This window comes from Halobaculum sp. MBLA0147 (assembly GCF_041361345.1).
Lineage (GTDB): Archaea > Halobacteriota > Halobacteria > Halobacteriales > Haloferacaceae > JAHENP01.
Genome location: NZ_JBGKAD010000004.1, coordinates 1 through 17,044, shown reverse-complemented (window position 1 = coordinate 17,044; position 17,044 = coordinate 1). Strand labels below are relative to the sequence as shown.

Annotated in this window: 18 protein-coding genes; all 18 read right to left on the bottom strand. The window is 60.9% G+C overall.

The window, feature by feature from the left end:
• Positions 1–371 precede the first annotated feature (371 nt).
• On the bottom strand, positions 372–1,853 hold the full coding sequence (locus tag RYH80_RS17930) for a phosphoadenosine phosphosulfate reductase domain-containing protein (protein ID WP_370905466.1): 1,482 nt from the start codon (positions 1,851–1,853) through the stop codon (positions 372–374).
• An 8-nt stretch (positions 1,854–1,861) separates the two neighbouring features.
• Positions 1,862–2,704 carry an N-6 DNA methylase gene (locus RYH80_RS17925; protein ID WP_370905465.1) on the bottom strand — a complete coding sequence of 281 codons (843 nt, stop codon included), beginning with the start codon at positions 2,702–2,704 and terminating at the stop codon, positions 1,862–1,864.
• Between the two features lie 323 nt (positions 2,705–3,027).
• On the bottom strand, positions 3,028–3,342 hold the full coding sequence (locus tag RYH80_RS17920) for a DUF5049 domain-containing protein (protein WP_370905464.1): 315 nt from the start codon (positions 3,340–3,342) through the stop codon (positions 3,028–3,030).
• A 785-nt stretch (positions 3,343–4,127) separates the two neighbouring features.
• Positions 4,128–4,484 carry a hypothetical protein gene (locus RYH80_RS17915; protein WP_370905463.1) on the bottom strand — a complete coding sequence of 119 codons (357 nt, stop codon included), beginning with the start codon at positions 4,482–4,484 and terminating at the stop codon, positions 4,128–4,130.
• A gap of 218 nt (positions 4,485–4,702) precedes the next feature.
• Positions 4,703–4,948 carry a hypothetical protein gene (locus tag RYH80_RS17910; RefSeq protein ID WP_370905462.1) on the bottom strand — a complete coding sequence of 82 codons (246 nt, stop codon included), beginning with the start codon at positions 4,946–4,948 and terminating at the stop codon, positions 4,703–4,705.
• A gap of 295 nt (positions 4,949–5,243) precedes the next feature.
• Positions 5,244–5,480, bottom strand: coding sequence for a hypothetical protein (locus RYH80_RS17905; RefSeq protein WP_370905461.1), 237 nt, complete (start codon positions 5,478–5,480; stop codon positions 5,244–5,246).
• 257 nt (positions 5,481–5,737) lie between these two features.
• Complete coding sequence (locus RYH80_RS17900) at positions 5,738–6,235, bottom strand: hypothetical protein (protein WP_370905460.1); 498 nt, start codon at positions 6,233–6,235, stop codon at positions 5,738–5,740.
• A 143-nt stretch (positions 6,236–6,378) separates the two neighbouring features.
• The gene (locus RYH80_RS17895; RefSeq protein ID WP_370905459.1) at positions 6,379–7,470 is read right to left on the bottom strand and encodes a hypothetical protein; all 1,092 of its coding nucleotides are present in this window, start codon (positions 7,468–7,470) and stop codon (positions 6,379–6,381) included.
• Between the two features lie 82 nt (positions 7,471–7,552).
• On the bottom strand, positions 7,553–8,332 hold the full coding sequence (locus tag RYH80_RS17890) for a hypothetical protein (protein ID WP_370905458.1): 780 nt from the start codon (positions 8,330–8,332) through the stop codon (positions 7,553–7,555).
• 46 nt (positions 8,333–8,378) lie between these two features.
• The gene (locus tag RYH80_RS17885; protein WP_370905457.1) at positions 8,379–8,579 is read right to left on the bottom strand and encodes a hypothetical protein; all 201 of its coding nucleotides are present in this window, start codon (positions 8,577–8,579) and stop codon (positions 8,379–8,381) included.
• Between the two features lie 124 nt (positions 8,580–8,703).
• The gene (locus RYH80_RS17880; protein ID WP_370905456.1) at positions 8,704–9,429 is read right to left on the bottom strand and encodes a hypothetical protein; all 726 of its coding nucleotides are present in this window, start codon (positions 9,427–9,429) and stop codon (positions 8,704–8,706) included.
• A 93-nt stretch (positions 9,430–9,522) separates the two neighbouring features.
• Positions 9,523–10,200 (bottom strand): hypothetical protein, encoded by a 678-nt coding sequence (locus tag RYH80_RS17875; RefSeq protein WP_370905455.1) that lies wholly within the window; start codon positions 10,198–10,200, stop codon positions 9,523–9,525.
• Between the two features lie 415 nt (positions 10,201–10,615).
• Complete coding sequence (locus RYH80_RS17870; protein WP_370905454.1) at positions 10,616–11,860, bottom strand: RNA-guided endonuclease InsQ/TnpB family protein; 1,245 nt, start codon at positions 11,858–11,860, stop codon at positions 10,616–10,618.
• A gap of 66 nt (positions 11,861–11,926) precedes the next feature.
• Positions 11,927–12,067 (bottom strand): hypothetical protein, encoded by a 141-nt coding sequence (locus tag RYH80_RS17865; protein ID WP_370905453.1) that lies wholly within the window; start codon positions 12,065–12,067, stop codon positions 11,927–11,929.
• Between the two features lie 1,692 nt (positions 12,068–13,759).
• A complete protein-coding gene (locus RYH80_RS17860; protein WP_370905452.1) occupies positions 13,760–13,933 on the bottom strand; it encodes a hypothetical protein in 174 nt (57 codons plus the stop codon).
• Between the two features lie 89 nt (positions 13,934–14,022).
• On the bottom strand, positions 14,023–14,193 hold the full coding sequence (locus tag RYH80_RS17855) for a hypothetical protein (protein WP_370905451.1): 171 nt from the start codon (positions 14,191–14,193) through the stop codon (positions 14,023–14,025).
• A gap of 978 nt (positions 14,194–15,171) precedes the next feature.
• A complete protein-coding gene (locus tag RYH80_RS17850; protein WP_370905450.1) occupies positions 15,172–15,870 on the bottom strand; it encodes a hypothetical protein in 699 nt (232 codons plus the stop codon).
• A 139-nt stretch (positions 15,871–16,009) separates the two neighbouring features.
• Positions 16,010–17,044 (bottom strand): hypothetical protein (locus tag RYH80_RS17845; protein ID WP_370905449.1); only part of this gene is annotated, 1,035 nt, incomplete at its 5' end.

Here is a 17,044-nt window from a genome sequence, read left to right as displayed (position 1 = left end):
TGATCGGTCGCGAGAGTCGGGTCGGTGTAGTGAAGTCGAGGTGGTCGCGGGGTGGGACTGACTCATCTCACCCCAATCTGGTCGTATAAACAACGCGACGCGCCAACGGGCTTACTACGGCGGCCTGAGTAGCGATCTCAAGCCACCGTAGGCCCGGCTGACAGACGGGACAGAGTGTGAGTCATCAGAGGTGTGTCGTGGATCGGAGTCGTGTTGCGGGTCTCCATCCCAGTCTATCAGCGTGCGTCCATGCCGCAGTTGGCGATGCCGCGCGCCTTTGTCCAGAGAGGGCTCTCCGTGACAGGCGAGTCACCCTCCAGCACTTTGCATGGGATGAGATCACTTAATCGTTCAGGAGACACCCCACTGCTTCATGTGTTCTGTTGAGCCGTTTGTGGCTTCTCGATGAAGTCAGCTAGTGATGGGACTGGATGGTCTGCGTCTGGTGAGTCGCCGGGACTGTCTGTGTCCGTAGTCCCAGGCTGGTCGTGTTCGCTCCAGCGAGTTGTTGGGACTGCGCTGTACTCTGGGACTACCGGGGTTGCTCCGGTGCCGAGCCGATACGCGCCGCAGGTGTTACACACTGCGAGGGAATCGGTGTCAGGGTGAATCCGTTCGTCGTCGGAGAGGGGGTTCCACTCGTGTTGGGTTTCGGTCGGACAGTAGGCAGCGGTTGTCGGGTCGGGCTCTGTGATCCAGATCCCTCGGTACTGCGATTCGAGGTGATCGATCTCGCGAATGTCCCGCCAGGTCCGAGCGTTGCCGTACAATCCTGCTGGCGGCGAGGGGCACTCGTCGCGGTGTTCTACCGGATCGTCGACGAGCGTCTGGCAGTGCGAACAGTAGGCCTGGAGGTGATCGCCACACTCGTTGGACGCATCACTTGTGAGTTCCTCGTGTAACCGGTCTTCAGCGTGGGTCAGGGTCGGGCCTTCAGTCGTGTGGGAGCTGTCCGCGCGGTTGGAACACGCTGAACAAAGGTTAAGACCTGCCTGCTGGTGGTCAACGCCAGTATCGTACCCGTCCTGGTCTTGACCGTGTGCCCAGAGTGCGAATCGTGGGTCGACGCGACCCTGAAGAGCGCTGTCGACGACATGCCCCTCAAGGGTCGATAGGTAGTCGTACACTGCTGGGTAAAACAGCTCAAGCTCGCGGAGTTCATCGCGTCTTCCAAATGCTCCACAAAGACAGTCACCACTTGTGTGAAGCTTCTCGGTGACGGGGTTGAACCCTCGGTCATCATCGTGCTCGCGGTACGCTGGGACTTCGAGGTCTGCTGCGTTCGCCTCGCGATAGTCAGCAATCTCGCTGTCGGTGAAGTCGATCAGCGGTGAGACGTAGACTGCTTGATTGGTCGTACTGATGCCGGAGTCCGGTGCAATCTCAGCTCGGCGGTCAGACTCATGCTTCCGGATGCCGGTGATTAGGACCGGTGGATCATCAGTTTCGGCTGCGATGAAGCCCCGCAGTGGTTTGTCTTTCAGATTAATCCACATCTTCTCGTGTGACGGCGGTCCTGGGAACCCGAAATTCGCGACGAGGTTGTGATACTCGTCGATCGGCCGGCGGTACTCCGCTCCGACAGATCTGAAGGGAACGTCGTGGGTCTGTGCCCACGCTCGGACCCAGCGTTTCGCTTCAGGGACACCGATGCCAGTGTCGATGTAGAGGATTGCGTCAACAGTAACGTGCGGCGAGTTGATCGCTGCGAGTGCAGCTGCCGTGGAGTCGTGACCGCCGCTCACGAGGGCGAACGTCTGCCGGTCTGGATACTTGTCCGCGACAGATTCCAGGATAGTGTCGGGATCTTTGGCTGTCGAGACCAACGCTGGCTCAGGAGTGTGTTCTGGCATGGTGGTGATCACTGACTGGTGTTCCAGTCGTCGACGAAGGCCTGTGCCGCATGGGATGGCACTGAGTTGGCTTCATCCAGGTCGGTATGCTGTGCGGAGTCGGCTTGTGGCTCTTCAGCGTCTTCGTGAGAACGAGACGGTACCATCAGCAGGCTGTCTTCCGGGTGGCTCGTAAGGATATAGCCCCCACACTGCTCGTCGTGATAGACGTTGAAGACACTCTGATACTCACAGGTAAGTGCATTCCCGTGGATGACCTGCCCGTCAAGATTCCACAGTGCGAGGTTGATCGCAGCGAGTTTCGCGCAGATGCGGTCCTTGTCGATGCCACAGAAGATCCCGGCCGGGGTTTCGAAGGCCTTCGGGAGGAGGAGCCGTCCAGAGCCACAGCCCCCGAGATCGCCGATCCACGGGCGTGACTCGATGGCGTCAGCAGACATGTCACCACGGTCGTAGTCAGTGCTTTCCGTGGGCTCAGTGCTGGACTCGTCAGTGAGCTCACTCATCAGATCGGTGACTCCTGAGGGTGTGAAGTACTGCCCGAGATGCTCTTGCTTCCCCCGGTGTTGCGCGGCGAGCTCGTACACTTCTCCGATCACATCACGTCCGGTCTCATGGCTTGCTGTGACGACATCAAGTGCGGCCTCGGTGAGCAGTTCGTCAACGGCCTCACGAGACCGGGAGTCTGTAGTGTACTTGTCGACAGTGTCTGCGTGTTCAACGATGACGTCGTCCAGCCGGAGGAGTGTGAATAGATACTCGATGAAATCGGTCGTTACCTCGTCGAGCCGGTAGGCGCCAGTCAGCGTGTTGAGGTTATCGACAACGTGTTTCGCTGTGTGCGTGACCATACCGACCGGAGAGTCGGTGAGGGCACCACTGTCCGCCTGGTTACTCAGTGGGGTATCTGGGATTGTACTTGGACGGAGCGTATCTGCGATTCCTCCCCGGAGTGTGACTGCACGTGGATCGACGATGTCAGTGGCAGTGCCGTCACTCGTAGGTGGTCGTACTGGGAACATCTCACCTCAATTCTGGATGCACAAACCTGCCTCGCGGATGGTGAGCCAGTGTCCTCCCTTTTGACGACCACAGCCGGTCCAACCGGACTCTCAGTTGTCAGAGTCCATCAGGTCCATGCCTCTCTCGGCAACGTCAGCCATCCCGTCAGGGGTCATTGAGTCTCTGGTGTGACGTCTGTGACGGTCGCTGTCTCGTGAACACTGAGGCCACTGACTGTTGGGACGGGAGGTGCGTCGTCTCCCTGGTAGGTATCGGCGGCAGCGCGCAGTGCAGCAACGTACTGCTCCGTGGAAGCAGTCTCCAACCACGAGACGAGGGCATGGAAGTCAGCGGCAGCAGCCGCGAGCTGGACGCCTCCTTGGTCATACATGTTCAATTCGGATGTGCGCCGGATGGCCTCAATCTGCTTGAGGGCGTCTTCTGGCGGGTCGTTGTCAGCGGCGTCTGAAGCGTGATCGGGTGTCATGTGGTGTGTCTGGGTTGGTGCGGTGGGGTTGTGAATTTACTGGGCGGTGGCCGGTGAGTGGTGGTGCGGAAAGTTGATATCACCAAGCATATACCGGTCGATACCACGTTTACGACTGCAAGCGTTCCCGCGCTTGCGGTGGATGCAGCTCGGGAGACGTACGACCGAGGCCCCTGATCACCACCCCTGCAGCTGGGTCGGCGTCTCTTGTCTCTGAGCGTGCGAGACGACGAGACGCTGCTCTTACTCTGGGACCTCAGTCTGGCGAATCTCGATCACTCTCCACGTATCTGTGTCAAGTCTGATGGTGGATCGCGTATCGCCGGGACCGGGGTCAGAGTAGTGGTCAATCACATGCTCGTTGGTTTCGTCGTCTCGCGTGAGGGTGACCACGTGTTCGATAGTCCGAGTCGGACCAGTGTTGGTACGGCCCAGTACGACAGTGATGTTGCCGTCGGCGGGTCCCTGCATTGGTCTGAGAGGGGATGTCGGTCCTAGGCTTTTGCGGATCTGTACGATGTTACGCCGCTGTCACGGCGATTGCGAGGATCGTCATGGCAACGACGAGTCCCGTGGCGATGAGTGCCCCTGCAAGCGTGCAGGTCGCGGTCTGGCGACTGGTGTGACGGGGGACTGGCCACTGACCTCCAGTCATCGGGCTCCCTCCGGGAGGAGTGAAGTGGTCGTCGTGACTGCTCTGGTCGGTCGCGGCGGCTGGCACCGGGTGGTGTCCAAGTCGAGCATCTCACTCCCCTCTGGAGATACAAACATAGGGTTTCGGAGTCCTACTCCTCCGTTGGAACACCCGGACAGACAGCCCGCGTGTGGTCGTAGAGTTCAGGCCAGCCGTTCCCGGTTTCCCCGCAGGCTGTACACTTGACTGCGGGACCTGTCTGGTAGCCCTCTGGATAGTATGTGAACCGTTCCTTCCAGTCAGCGGGCATCTTCTCGGGATACCGTGGGATGCCCTCGATGTGCGAGCCAGTGCGGTCCGCTGGACTAACACGGCCGTAGGTCTCCCAGGGGACGTCTGGACCCCCAGTGGAAGTCCGTGACCGCTGGTGGCGTATCGCACTAGCCACAGCGATCGTCACCCCGGCGAGAAGCCCGAGGACGAGGATCACAACGAGCGGGAGTAGCATCAGTTGCTCGAAGGTGGGCTGTCGGCTTCGTCGTTGCTGCACTTCTCACAGAGTTCTCGGTTGTCTTGGCAGGTCACAGCTGGCTCTCTGCCGCACTCGTCACACGGCGGTGCGACTCCTGTGAGTTCTTGGATCGACGCATCTGCTGGGTCACCAGTCTGTGCTGCTTCTCCTTGGTGGATACCGGTAAATGGCATTTCTCTGATCAGGGTGTGATGTCATTCGAGTTGACTGGTAAACCAGTCGCGATCAACCTCAACCTCTTGATGTGGTTCGTCACCTGAGTTCGCTTTCCCGCTGATGTGACCTGTAAGCCGGTGGTACTCCTCGAATGGGCCCGCGATACAGTCGGACACTGGGCACCGGACGCCGGGCGGTGGTGTGTGGACTTCGTCACCAGTCTGTGCCGGGTCGGGCACGCTCCCGAGTCCAGGAATTTCGATCGTGTCGATTCCGTCAGTCATGTCCATTCTCTCCTGCTGGAACAAATCACTGTGGAAGTGATGGGGTGACCAGCAGGACCCACACGGTGATCACCAAGAGTGCGGTGAGGTACAATCCGGCAAGCCACAGCTGCCACCTTGTTAGCCCGGGAGTGGAGTGGGCAGACGTACTATCAGACTGGTCTGCTGGTACTGGATGGATGTGTCGTGGCATAAAGGTCGCTTAGTGAGTTGAACACACTGCGTGTGTAGCGCCGCCAGAGACGGTATCGCCCACACGCAGCGTGAACCCCCGTGTGTGGGGTGGTTAGCTACTCTACAGGTTCGTGTCGGCTACGGCGAGGATGTCTTCTGTGATGCCCCAGGAAACGACGATCCCGAGTAGTGCCAGGGTGGCCCCCACCAGTGGTGAGCCTCCCTGTGCGAGGAGCCACTCGGACCCGCCGAGGAGCATCCACATACAGACGACCCCTGCGACCCACCAGTCCGCTTGCACCGCTGATCGAAGCGTGGTGAGCGGACTATCAGGTGGGCGTGACGTGTGGGTTGCCATACGGGTGTACCATATCATACCGGCTAGAGCGTGATAATAGTTGGTGACGATGCCTCTGAGAGGACTGTTACGCGAACAGCTCGATATACAGTGCGAGGAGAAACCCGCCTGCCGTCGCGAGCTTCGCGAGGAGGGTCGCCCATTCCTTTGCCCACTCCGGGGGCGGACGCGGCTTGAGGCTTGACAACATTTGAATCACCTCACCGCATCCTGGGGATACAAACGAGGTAGCGACGCTCCCGTACGGGCGGCGGTCACTACAGCGAGAGAGACGACAACTCGTCGACGGGAATACCGGCGTCGATGTCTACCCCGTTGCGGCTAGCCCGGGCGAGCCCTGTCAATGAAGACTTCCAGATCGGAAGGGGCTCAGACGGCAGATGCCGGAACAGGAGTTCGAGCGTGTCCGTTGTGAACTCATCAAGGTCCCAGATCGGGTCATGCCCGTACCTGGTCCGGGCGACCAAGCGATCCTGAATTAATGCGAGATCCCACTGTTCAGTTGGGTCTGGGTCTTTGAGAGGAAGCACCGACTCCCAGTCGGGAGTCTCCTCGGGATACCGAAGCGACTTCACCCGGAGTGTGACGTACCCGTCCATCCGCTGGAGGAAGCCAACGATTGCTTCTGCAGTCAGTGGGATCGCTGGCCACTCGGCGACGGTGTAGTCGTCAGTCACTTCTGTACCACATGAACAGGTCTCTTCGACGGTTTCCATGAACAGCTCGTGAGTGTCCACGGGATCAACGTTGATCATCACCTCCCGTTGGTGCGTGTGTTGACGGGCTCCTGCTGGGGCTCGCGTCGCAGTGGGGTGGTCTGCACAGTCGGCGGAGTGGTAAATGACGGTATCGGGGCGGCGTTCTGTGTCTTTTTGGCGGTGAATCAGGGGCATTGCTCCTAGTACATCTTTTCGCCGACGACAGTGAGTTCTGGGACTGCGCTGATCCCACCGGCGATGGTATCTTCGTTTGCTGCACGGGCGAGGTTGTTCGGGTGGTCAACGTCAGGGAAGTCGTTGGTTGGCTGTGACCGGTATGTCATATCGACGTCGACCCCGAGTGCGTAGTACGGATTCTGAGGCGCGGTGAAGACGGTCGCGACTTCGCCAGCAGCTTCCTCTGCGACCTCTGTGTCGATGTAGCGGTGAAGGCGAGAGAACCAGTCAGGATCGCGCCACTCCATGTTCGTGCTCGTGTTCAGTCCTGTTACCGGGTGTGGCCCGCTACCATCGAGATCTGGGTGCGACCAGTTACTGACGATGAGGTCGCCCTCCTTGTACTCGAGGGTGGCCGTTGTGTCTGGGAGGTCGATGATACCGATGAATGACTCTCCGAGGCGGTCCGTGTCAGGATGCACACGGTTCTCGTCCCCCGGTAGTTCGTAGTCACCCGCTATATCAACTACCTCGCCTTTGAGACGGACAGCAGTGTCGACGTCGACGGCGACGAAGCTGCCGTCGTCGATGGCCGCAACAGCCTGTTCGACTGAGCCACGTCCAGTGAACGTGCAGTCGAGTTGGTCGCGGTCGTATCTGATGGAGTGTGTCCTTGCGATGGCCGAGCCGACAGTGTACTCTCGCTCGATGATCCTGGCTTCGGATGGATGGTAGGGTGGTTTTGTCTTTTCGGCAGTGTTCTGGTAAATGTTGTCTCGGGTGCCCATCCCACGGTTAGTCGCCTCCCAGGTACCGCCATTTCGAGTCTGTCGCAGGTACTGCGTCACTGTGTCACCGAATTGCGGGAGCTTGAGGTTTGGGAACTGGCGGTGGCCCTCCTCAGTAGGGCTCAGGTCCCAGGACCGGTCCGTCAGATGGGAAACGAGAGTCATCGTGTAATCGTTCGTTTTGACGGCCTCGTCCCAGGTGTCGGCGTCATCACCGAGCGTGAGGTCTTCGATATAGCAGAAGTCTGCCGGTTCAACAGGGGTACCGCCAGTTTGGAACACTGCCGATTTGAGCTGCTCGCGGCTGTAGTCCTCTAACCGGAACATGAACCACCCTCCTCTGTTTGTACAAACAGTGTTGTGATAGGTCCTGTGTTCTCGCGAGTGTCGGTGGTGAGTTGGTATACCGTTAGAGATGGATCACAACGGGTGGTGCATCACTACGAGGGCGAATTACGTGAGCGGTGAACATCGGGCTTTCCTCAGTAGGGTCGGCAATCCGAACAGCCCGACCATCGAAGCTCGGACCGTATGCGATCTCTGTTACCGTCGGCTTCTCGTGGGGGACGTCATCATCAACTGGAATCTCGGTTCGCCACCGGCAGGTTTCCCACTGCTTCGTGTAGGTGAGGTCGTCTGGAATGTATGTCTTGAGATCAGCGTCAACACCCATCGGCGGATCGTGCCTCACGTATGATGTGTCTCCTTCGGGTGGATACCCGAGTTCCCAGACTTCGTAGTAGGTTCCCTGCCAGTCATCGTTGTCGACCGCCTCGGGTGGAGTTACAGGGCCAGTGGGCGGGTTCTTTGGGAATTCAGTAGGGGCAGACCCTGATCGGAAGATGCGGCCATCTACGCGGGTAGTTGCCAACAACGCTGCGTTCCACTGAATCCTGGCAGTGAGGACATCGGGGAGGATAGTGAGCGTGTCAGCGAGAAACCTGATGATCGCGAGGCGACGGCCGGGTGCCAGCCAGTTTCCTCGAAGGCTGCGCATCGTCATCCCAAGAAGAATCGCTTGTTCTTGGTGGGAAAGGGCGGCGAGATCCTCCTTCCACTCTGTGGGGAGTTCAGATGCTGGGTCGGACAGAACCGTTCTAACGGCTTCGGGGGTCCGTGGGACGACATCTTCGATCGAACCCAGCTCAGTCTCATCGGGGAGGGAATCCGAGTTGGTTACCAGTTCCACGACGTCTGGGTGGTCAGAAGAGGTGTGTGTCATAGTAAGTGGTTCATCACTCTGCGATAGCCACGATCTTTACGTTGCCGAGCATCGCATCTTCTTCGAGTTTTCGAGCGGTGATGTCAGCGACATCTACTCCGGTCTTGTCTGCGTGTTCGCGCTTTGCGGCAGCGATAGCCTGTTGGGGTGAATCTGCGCTTGTCACACGGTACACGTCTGCTGTCGCGCCTGTGTCCTCGACTTCTATCTCCATATGTGATCACGGCCTGAGGGCCGAAGTCCACCGTCGGAGTCGAACCGATGTACGCCACGTGGATGGTCTGATGTGGTCTACCTGATGCTGTGCGTGTATAATTTCTGGGTGTGTGGGGTTCCGTCTACTCTGCGTGAGTCGCCTGTGGTGTGAACTCAACGGGTGTCTCGGACGGGTCTTGATGGTGGTCTACTGGGGTATCAGCGTACGGAAGCTTGTTGTACGTAACTCTCACCTGGTCGGGGGTGTGGTGGAGATCCTGCACTAATGCGGTGCGTGCGTGGTCTACTGAGGTGGTGAGGTACGTCCGGCGATGATGGCTCCCAGGGGTGGCGACACTGATGACCCGGGCTGGTGTCACCGTCGCGGTCCCGATCGTGATCTGGTCGCCCGCGAGCGATGCTTCGTTGTTCCGATCATGTCCCCACCCGGTCCCATCTGACACGTGGTCGCTTGAGATGGCGACTGCTGCATCGCCAGCTGGGACGAAGGTCGCAGGGACATCGGGGAGACGAGTGGTGGCCAGTTTGTCGCGAGCGACGTCGACGATGGTTCGTGCCCGGCCGGCTGATCCGCCGTACTCGGGTTGCAGCGCCTCTACTTCGTCGGGAGTGTCGCCGAGCGAAACCGTGACAGTCACCTTCTCGTCGGTAGTTGTGTAGCCTTCCAGCGAGACGGTCGCGGTTTCGACGAGCGACTGGACACCGCCAAACCAGGAGTCCCCTCTGACAGTGCCTGAGGTGACAACTGCTTCGTACGTGAGAGACCGTTCCGGCGAGTGTGGAAGAGGAACCCCTGGTCGCGGTCCCGGGGGTGAGTTCTTCGGGTCTGCTGGTGAGTCCAACGACATCTCACTTCTCCCTGGGAGTACAAATTGCTCTAGAGGAACGGGTGCCTGCGTGGGAGTCACCGCTTCAGTGGTGAAGACTGTGGGTGTTGGGTTCTATTCCGTCGTTGGCCGGAACACCGACTGGACGGATTTGACTCCCATCTGCTGGTAGTTGGCGTCGGTTTTGAGCTTCCGAGCGGCGTGAAGGAGTGCCCGGGTCTGCCTGGTCGCGAGGGTGATCAGCGACTCGCCACTGTCCGGCGCCTGTATGTGCCAGGCTCGAGGATGTCGTACAGCTGCATCGCCGACAACTGGCAGCGTCTCGCCGGTCGCGTGTCGATACACCGTTTCCGTGGTACTGACTGCCTCCGAACTGGGCGTCAGGGCCGCGAACTGCACTTCGCCGCTTGGGACGAAGGTTGCAGGCGCCCCGAGGCTGCCGGTCGCGATCTGTTTGCGGACGACGTTGAACAGCGATTCAGCGCGGCCCTGCGGAGACAGCGTCTTCCACGGCTCTTTCGGCGTGTGATCGTCTGGGACAGTGATCACGCCTTTGATTGTATCTGCGTCGTCGTCACGAGTGTATCCCTCCACTGCGACGTAGAAGGAGTCCCCAACCGGATGGTCTGGCCTCCCCCAGAACGCGCCATCCTTGGCAGCGACGGTCCCGAGGATGTCCTGATACGCGAACTTGATGTCAGTATCGAAATCGGGCGTGAAGACGGCTTCACTCTCGGTAGGAGGCGCCTCGCGCGCACCTACCTCTGGTGGAGCCGTGGCTTGCCTCGACATACGCACCACACACACGGCGTAGGTCTTAAAACTCACTGTTGGTCAGTGGTGTGGCTGGATGAGTAGCCATAAACGGTATTGGTGACCGTGTGCTACATCCGGGTGCATCAGGGCCGACACACAGAGACGGACCTGATGTCACGCATCCCGCATCGGTGCCCGCTCGCAGAGACGGACCCTGATGCTGCGTGAGCCCGCATATGGCACGTAGTGGTTTCCGAGGGCCTGACCAGCCCGCCGGGGCCTCCGGCCTCGGTTTCCGACACAGAACGTGATCAGAGAGTGGTCGCGGGTTGATGCGTATCTTCAACTACACTCGTAGGGCTCTGTGTGCCGAGTCAGAAGATGGTCGCGTCAACAAGCACGATCAGCCCGAGATACACGAACCCGACAAGGTAGGTAAGCTAACCCACCCCTAAAGGGGTGGGCTTTCAGCGTGGACGCCCGTTCTGGCCGACACGTCGGCAGGTGATTCATACTCACCGTTCACGTTCAGCGTCCCGCTGTTCAAGCGCACGCCTACGGGTGCGCCTCCGTCGCTCTCAGTTTGAGTGCCACGGAGATACCGCAAACCGATGTTTTTTGCTGCGTTGTAGTCAGCGTCGTTCTGATACTCGCACTTCAGACACTCGAAGTCCGTACCGTTCCGGTTGTCGGGGTGGGTGAACCCACACTCAGAACAGCGCCGTGACGTGTTCTTCGGGTTCACTTGGTGGACATCTAGCCCGTACGCTTCGGCCTTGTACTCGACGTACTCGTACAGGCGGTCGAACGCCCACTTGTGGCCCCACGATGCACCAGTCCGTTCTCGAATATCGGCCAAGTCCTCGAAGGCAATCACCGTACACCCGTTCTCACGAGCCTCTGCGATCAGCTCGTTGCTGATACGATGGAGCGTCTGTTTGAATCGACCTTCTTCTTTCCGTCCGACTGACTGGATGTTCTCGTGTGCCCACCGCGTCCCGTGTTCTTGCAGGTCACCCCGGCGTTTCTCGTATTCTCGTCGCCAGTGGTCGAACTCGTCACCACTCCAGAACTGGCCCGTACTGGTGACGGCAAGCTGGTTCACGCCGAGGTCAACCCCGAGAACCGTTCCGTTCTCGGTGGCTGTCTGCGCCGACGTGTCGATCTCCACGTCTGCTGTGCAACAGATGTGAAGTTGCCACTCACCGTGCTTCCGGTGGAGTTCCGCGCTGGTAATCTCGTAGTCGTCGTTGAAGAGGTACTTCTGGTGGGGCGTGTTCTCCGGGTTCTCGGGAAGTACGTAGTCGGCTTTGATTCGCCCGTCGACGGTAGCGAGGCTCACGTAGTCGTCGTGGAACGTGGCTGTTCGAGACTCGTACACGAGGTGTGGGCTGGTGAACTGTGGCTTCGAGGCCTTCTTGCCCTGTTTCCAGCGTTCGACGACGCCTTTGCACGCTTCGGCAGCTTTGTTGCGGGCTGATTGAACGTGGTTCGAGTGGAGGTCGGTGGCCTCCCGAACATCGTCGTAGGTTTCGTCGTTGAGGGTAGTCTTGCTGGTGGTGACGTACTCACCTTGGAAGGCGTGGTCGGTGACGTACTGCGCTGCCCAGAGGAACTGGTCAATGGTCTCTTCGAGAAGTGCAGCGTCAGGACTGTCCACGTCAAGCGTGACTGGGACGGTCCGGCGCACTTCCATGTCTCATATGTATAGTTACTTACTCATATGTGTTGGGGAGTCAGCCTGTTGCCGGACGGTGGTTAGTCACCCGCTCGTGTCGGCTTCCTCCCACCCCTGAAGGGGTGGGTTTCCGCCTTGCTCTGCTATGAGAATCGTCCCGGTCGCGTCGCCGACGCTGCCGATGGCGGTCGCGGCTCTGTGCAGCACTGACTGGTGCTTCTCCATCGATACTACTGTTTCGTGGGTGGTCGCGGTTTGCTGTTGCGGTTTGCGCCGGTCGTCACTGGGCGAGTGCATCTCACCCGCCACTGGAGGGAGAAACCAGTGGTCGCAGTCGTTGTGGCCTCTTGGGCGGCGTCAGGAGTGTGGTCGCCCGTTGAGTCGGCTGGTCCTGATGTCCGGCATCTCTGACCCGATCTGTTGCTGCACCCCCCGTTGTCGAAGTGTAGTTGTGGTCGCGACTGTTGGGTGCCGGTTCGTTGTGGTCGCAGGTGTCAGTTGTCGCCGGTCAGTCGTGGCTGCCAGTCAGCGATCGCGATGCCGTTGTGGGGCTAGCCGCAGGTAGTTGCGGTTGGTCGTCGCTTCGATGGGCGTCGTGGCCTGATCAGGGGCGAGACCGCTGAGTGGTGCAGGTCCCATCTTGATCGGTACTGGTTCGTTCACGGACGCGTCCCGGGTCCTCTGAGCAGTGATCTGTAGGATGCTGACCTCTGAGGAGAGGCAGGTTTCGGCAGATCACTCCCGGTCACAGAGGAGCGATTAAGCTGAGACCGGATTCTCTGGACTGGAGATGTCCGAGTTCAAAAAGGACGCACCTCAGAGGGGTAGGTTGTCCAGCTTAGAACGAACAGCATCACCTGAGAGTTGAGTTCCAGCCGAGCACTGATGTGCCCGGAAAACGACTCAGGCCTGTTCGGGCAGCCGTCACCTCTCTCGGCTGGATAGAACACCCAGTTGATCCTGTCTGCGTGGCCATCAGTACCTGCACGAAGAAAGACACCGTGTGAGTGGATGACTCCACAGAGCTTGCTGAGAACGGGAGCTGGTTCAACCAGCGGGTCGCCATGCAGACCTACGAATCGGCAGTCGTCGGACGACCGCCCTCCGGCGCACGCCGAGGCAAGGGGAGGGGGATCGTTCCCCCGGACCGCCGCCGAGGAGGGGGGAGGGGCGGGTGGCGGTAGCCACCGCCCCTCCGGGCGCCGGGGGAGGGCGATCGATACGGGGGATGTCCCGCCGTGGCTTCGATGGGTCGCACCACGCCCACGTACCGCCTGCCTGCGAGGATTAGAGTGCGGTCAGACCATAGAAGAGAGCACTGCCCGCCAGCGACAGTAGGACGGGTATCGCTTTCATCGGTGGGAGTACCACCAGCGTCGTCACCACCAGACTCCCCACGCCTGTCCACAGCAGTGCCCGCAGGCAGAGTTCTCGACGAGAGTGCGACCCATTGCTCACGTGACTCGACATCAGAAACGCGGTAAGGTAGAGGAGACCGAACATCGACGAGTGGCCACGAGACGCAGGGGAGTGATGGTGCGCCCGAAGAGGAACGTGGTCTGAGGGCCGGCGCAAGCCGGGGGTGGCCGACCGCAGGGAGGCCACCCCGCGCCTTCACCCCCTGCGTCTCGTAACGAGGAGCCTGTTCGGTCTCCGGGTGAAGCGGCGAGCCCGTCGCCGGCCGCGGGCCGCGGCACCGCCCCGCTGTCGGTGCCGCCACCGCGGACGGCGGCTGGGTCGCCAGCGCCTCCAGGAAGTGGTTCGCACGATGGCCACAACCCTCCCCTCCGGCGCACGCCGAAGCGCGCAGCGCAGCGAGCACTGCAGGAGGGGGAGGCCGCGCCAGCGGCCTCCGGCTTCGGCGGGAGGCTCGGTACGATACACCGGACATCCGGGAGCGGTCCACCCGCTTGAGCGTCACGTCCGGATGCTGTCCGGTTCTTCGTGACGCATGTCTTCGGGCGTCGGGATGTCCCGTCGGCAGTACCGACAGGTGTACTCACCACCGACCGCGTCTGTGGCGGCCGCTGGCACCTCACGCACCCGGTCACACGACTGGCACGTCACGCTGGCTTGGTGTGGCTGTCTCATGTGTATCACCTCCGTTCGAGACGCTGATGTCGGTCATGTCACACTACTCTAGCTCCCTGCCTGACGACACTCACCCACACCGAGTCCCGTCACTCTGCCTGGGTGAGCGCGTCCCGCAGGGTGTCCGCCTCGAAGTGTCGCCGAACAGTCTGTTGTGCCCGCTTGACCGCTGCCACCACCGGCTCCTCAACCGGGCTGTGCGTACTGGTCACCGCGCGGTCCACCTTCGGGGTCGTCGCCGCATCCTTGCTGAGAGACATCTCAGTCTCCTCTGGATGGACCAATGGCGTCGCGAACGCTTACCGCCACAAAGAAGCTGATCCCTCCGGCGCACGCCGAGGAGCGCAGCCTCGCGAGCACCGCAGGAGGGGGAGGCCACGCCAGTGGCCTCCGGCCTCGGCGGGAGGCAGATCAGCGGAGCGGTGCGGTGCGGTGCGGTGCGGGACGGGACGGTGCGGGGAGGCGCTGCCTCCCCCACAAAGCACTCACTGTGGGGTCTTCGCTTCGAGCGACAGGTCAGCTCTCGCGAAGACGGGAATGCTCTCCGCTCGGAGTCGAACCGAGCGTCAGCCTCTGGAGAGTGAAGAAGCCCATCTGCAACTTGCACTTTCGTGGTGAACTGGGGTGAGCTCCCCGGTGCCACCGGGGCCCAGCGACTCACGGTCCCGGCAGATGGGTGGGTGCAACGGAGGTGTATCGGCCGTGGTTCGCCGCTTTCTCAGCGGGTGTGTGGCGGGGAGTGTCCGCCACGCTCCCTGCAGGAGTCGAACCTTGCTCGCACAGAGCCGTTTGGATACCGTTCTCCGATAAGTGATTAATGTGGAGATCCGTATCGTACTGAGCCTGCTCACCCTCGGAGGGAGCACGCCTGGCGCTGGAATCGAACCACTACACTGCCGTTTTCAGACACTCGCGAGGTCCTCAGGTGTAATTGGGCACGGACCGCGGAGCGAACTACTCACCAGCAGCGCGACCACAACCAGGCACAGAAGTCCGCGTCTGAGATCCGGGCGAGAAGCCGGTGTATCGCCGTAGTGAGAGCGTGCGAACAGCGCCACCATGAACCTTCGGGGTGAGAGGCGAGCGGCGCAGCGCAGCGCTCAGGCGGGTGGAGGGAGCAGTCAGCAGGAGACCGCAGCAACCCGAGCGATCTGTGCGCCGCGAGACGGCGCGCAATCGCGCGGTGAGCGGAGGGAGTGAGCGGTGAGGGGAAGACCACTCGTGCCCTGGAGGCGGCCCTAGTCTGCGGCCGCCTCCGCCGCCCCGCTCGCCTCGGGATCGGGGCCGCCGACATCGAACTCGTCTTCGAGCAGCTTCGCGATGGAGTCCCGGAAGTCGGGCATGGCCAGATCGCCAGCCTCCGCACCGACCATCAGGTCCATCTCCTCGCCATCCTTCTCAAGGATGAGCTGGGCACCCGCTTCGCGACGCTCGATCCGATCGAGCGTCTGCTCTGCCGTCCGCGCCACCCAACTCTTGTAGCGCTGCTGATCGACCTCGGCGAACGACTCGACATCGAGCGAGACATCGAACTCGTCAACATCGTCTTCCTCGGGGTTCCGCACGTTCAGGTTCCCGACCACGGACACCCACGAGGGCACGTCAGCGTTGGTGATCTGCGACCGCACGCCGTCGGCGCGCTGCCCGACGAGCAGCGTGACCTTCCCGCTGTGCTGGTCCGTGTTCACCTCCGCGATGATCGTGTTCGCGTCGTTGTCGAGTTCATCGACGCGGGTGAGCGCGCCGACGATGTGGACACGCCCGGCAGCAGCACCGCTCGGGAGCAGGTGGAACTTCCGATCGTACTCACCGTCCCCCGGCACTTCGACAGAGCCGCGAACGGCGTTGATCTCCTCGCCGAACGCCTTGCGAGCGACAGTGCGATTGGTCAGGTTCAACTCCTCCTCGGCGTCGATGACGTTGTTGTTGTCAGTCATTGGAATCACCAGTATCGGAACCGCAACCGCAACCGCAACCGCACCACGACCGTGAACCGCGAGTGGCTTCGTCTCGATGCCTCTCATCCACATCTGGACTCACAAATAGCCAGATGCGCGCCGGCCCCGGATGGCCGGGTCAGGCTTCGACTTCGACCTGGGCGCGGTCGTGCAGCGCCTCAGGGTCGGCCGGAAGCTCCTCGGGCGTGACGATTGCGTCGTCTGCGTCGTCAGGGAGGAACAGCGCGTTGGCAGGATCGTCGTCGTTGAGCCGGTCACCACTGACCTGGAGTCGCTCGCCGACGAGCTGATCAGCCACTTCGGCCTCAACCACCGACCGGTCGAGCGCGTCCTGCGCCATCTGCTTGGCGTCGTCGAGGTCGATCCCGGTGAGGTCGGTGACCATCTCGGCGTTGAGGATCACCGTCTCGACGCTCTCACCAGTGTCGAGGACGGCCTTCGCACGGAGGTCGAACTCGCCGGTGACCTCGCCGTGCTCGGTGCAGCGTCCGTCGTCGCCCACCGTGTAGGTGCAGTCGTCGTGCGAACAGCGCTTGATCAGGCCCGAGCCACTCTGGATGTCGTGGACCGTGCCATCGAGGGTGACCGTTCCCTCGACAGCGTCCTCGTCCAGCACTTCGACCTCGGTCGTGTTGACGATCTTGACCGACGTGGAGTGCTCACCGTTGTCCTTGACGTAGTCCTCGACGACCGCTCCGTCGATCTTGAAGCACATCCCCTCCTCGATGTCGATCTCGGAGAAGACGTTGTTGTCGTCGAAGTCCACGAACAACGCCGAATTCCCGTGCTCATCCCGGAACACGCCCTTGGCCGCGATTGCCGAGTGAAGCCCGTCGAACAACTGCGCGACTGTGACGATGCAGTCCAGCCACATCTCGTCGTTCTCCGGCGTGACGACCGAGAGCGGCTGCGGATCGAACTCCGAAGTGTCCATCCGCTGAGCGGTGACACCGTACTCGCTTTCCATCGCCGAGATCACCTCCGACTTCATCTGGTCTCCAGCGAACCCGAAGTTCTCGAACTCGGTGAACTTCGAGCCGATGTCGTCCACGAGTTGCTCGCGGCGCTCGTCGTCGTCCTCGATGTGCTCGAGGGCGTCGGTCGTTTCGAACATCTCAACAACTTCCTGAACGGACTCGATTGCGTCGGACAT

Coding starts and splice junctions, on each gene's coding strand:
- RYH80_RS17930 (WP_370905466.1), bottom strand. CDS start 1,853: ATGCCAGAACACACTCCTGAGCCAGCGTTGGTCTCGACAGCCAAAGAT.
- RYH80_RS17925 (WP_370905465.1), bottom strand. CDS start 2,704: ATGGTCACGCACACAGCGAAACACGTTGTCGATAACCTCAACACGCTG.
- RYH80_RS17920 (WP_370905464.1), bottom strand. CDS start 3,342: ATGACACCCGATCACGCTTCAGACGCCGCTGACAACGACCCGCCAGAA.
- RYH80_RS17915 (WP_370905463.1), bottom strand. CDS start 4,484: ATGCTACTCCCGCTCGTTGTGATCCTCGTCCTCGGGCTTCTCGCCGGG.
- RYH80_RS17910 (WP_370905462.1), bottom strand. CDS start 4,948: ATGACTGACGGAATCGACACGATCGAAATTCCTGGACTCGGGAGCGTG.
- RYH80_RS17905 (WP_370905461.1), bottom strand. CDS start 5,480: ATGGCAACCCACACGTCACGCCCACCTGATAGTCCGCTCACCACGCTT.
- RYH80_RS17900 (WP_370905460.1), bottom strand. CDS start 6,235: ATGATCAACGTTGATCCCGTGGACACTCACGAGCTGTTCATGGAAACC.
- RYH80_RS17895 (WP_370905459.1), bottom strand. CDS start 7,470: ATGTTCCGGTTAGAGGACTACAGCCGCGAGCAGCTCAAATCGGCAGTG.
- RYH80_RS17885 (WP_370905457.1), bottom strand. CDS start 8,579: ATGGAGATAGAAGTCGAGGACACAGGCGCGACAGCAGACGTGTACCGT.
- RYH80_RS17880 (WP_370905456.1), bottom strand. CDS start 9,429: ATGTCGTTGGACTCACCAGCAGACCCGAAGAACTCACCCCCGGGACCG.
- RYH80_RS17875 (WP_370905455.1), bottom strand. CDS start 10,200: ATGTCGAGGCAAGCCACGGCTCCACCAGAGGTAGGTGCGCGCGAGGCG.
- RYH80_RS17870 (WP_370905454.1), bottom strand. CDS start 11,860: ATGGAAGTGCGCCGGACCGTCCCAGTCACGCTTGACGTGGACAGTCCT.
- RYH80_RS17865 (WP_370905453.1), bottom strand. CDS start 12,067: ATGGAGAAGCACCAGTCAGTGCTGCACAGAGCCGCGACCGCCATCGGC.
- RYH80_RS17860 (WP_370905452.1), bottom strand. CDS start 13,933: ATGAGACAGCCACACCAAGCCAGCGTGACGTGCCAGTCGTGTGACCGG.
- RYH80_RS17855 (WP_370905451.1), bottom strand. CDS start 14,193: ATGTCTCTCAGCAAGGATGCGGCGACGACCCCGAAGGTGGACCGCGCG.
- RYH80_RS17850 (WP_370905450.1), bottom strand. CDS start 15,870: ATGACTGACAACAACAACGTCATCGACGCCGAGGAGGAGTTGAACCTG.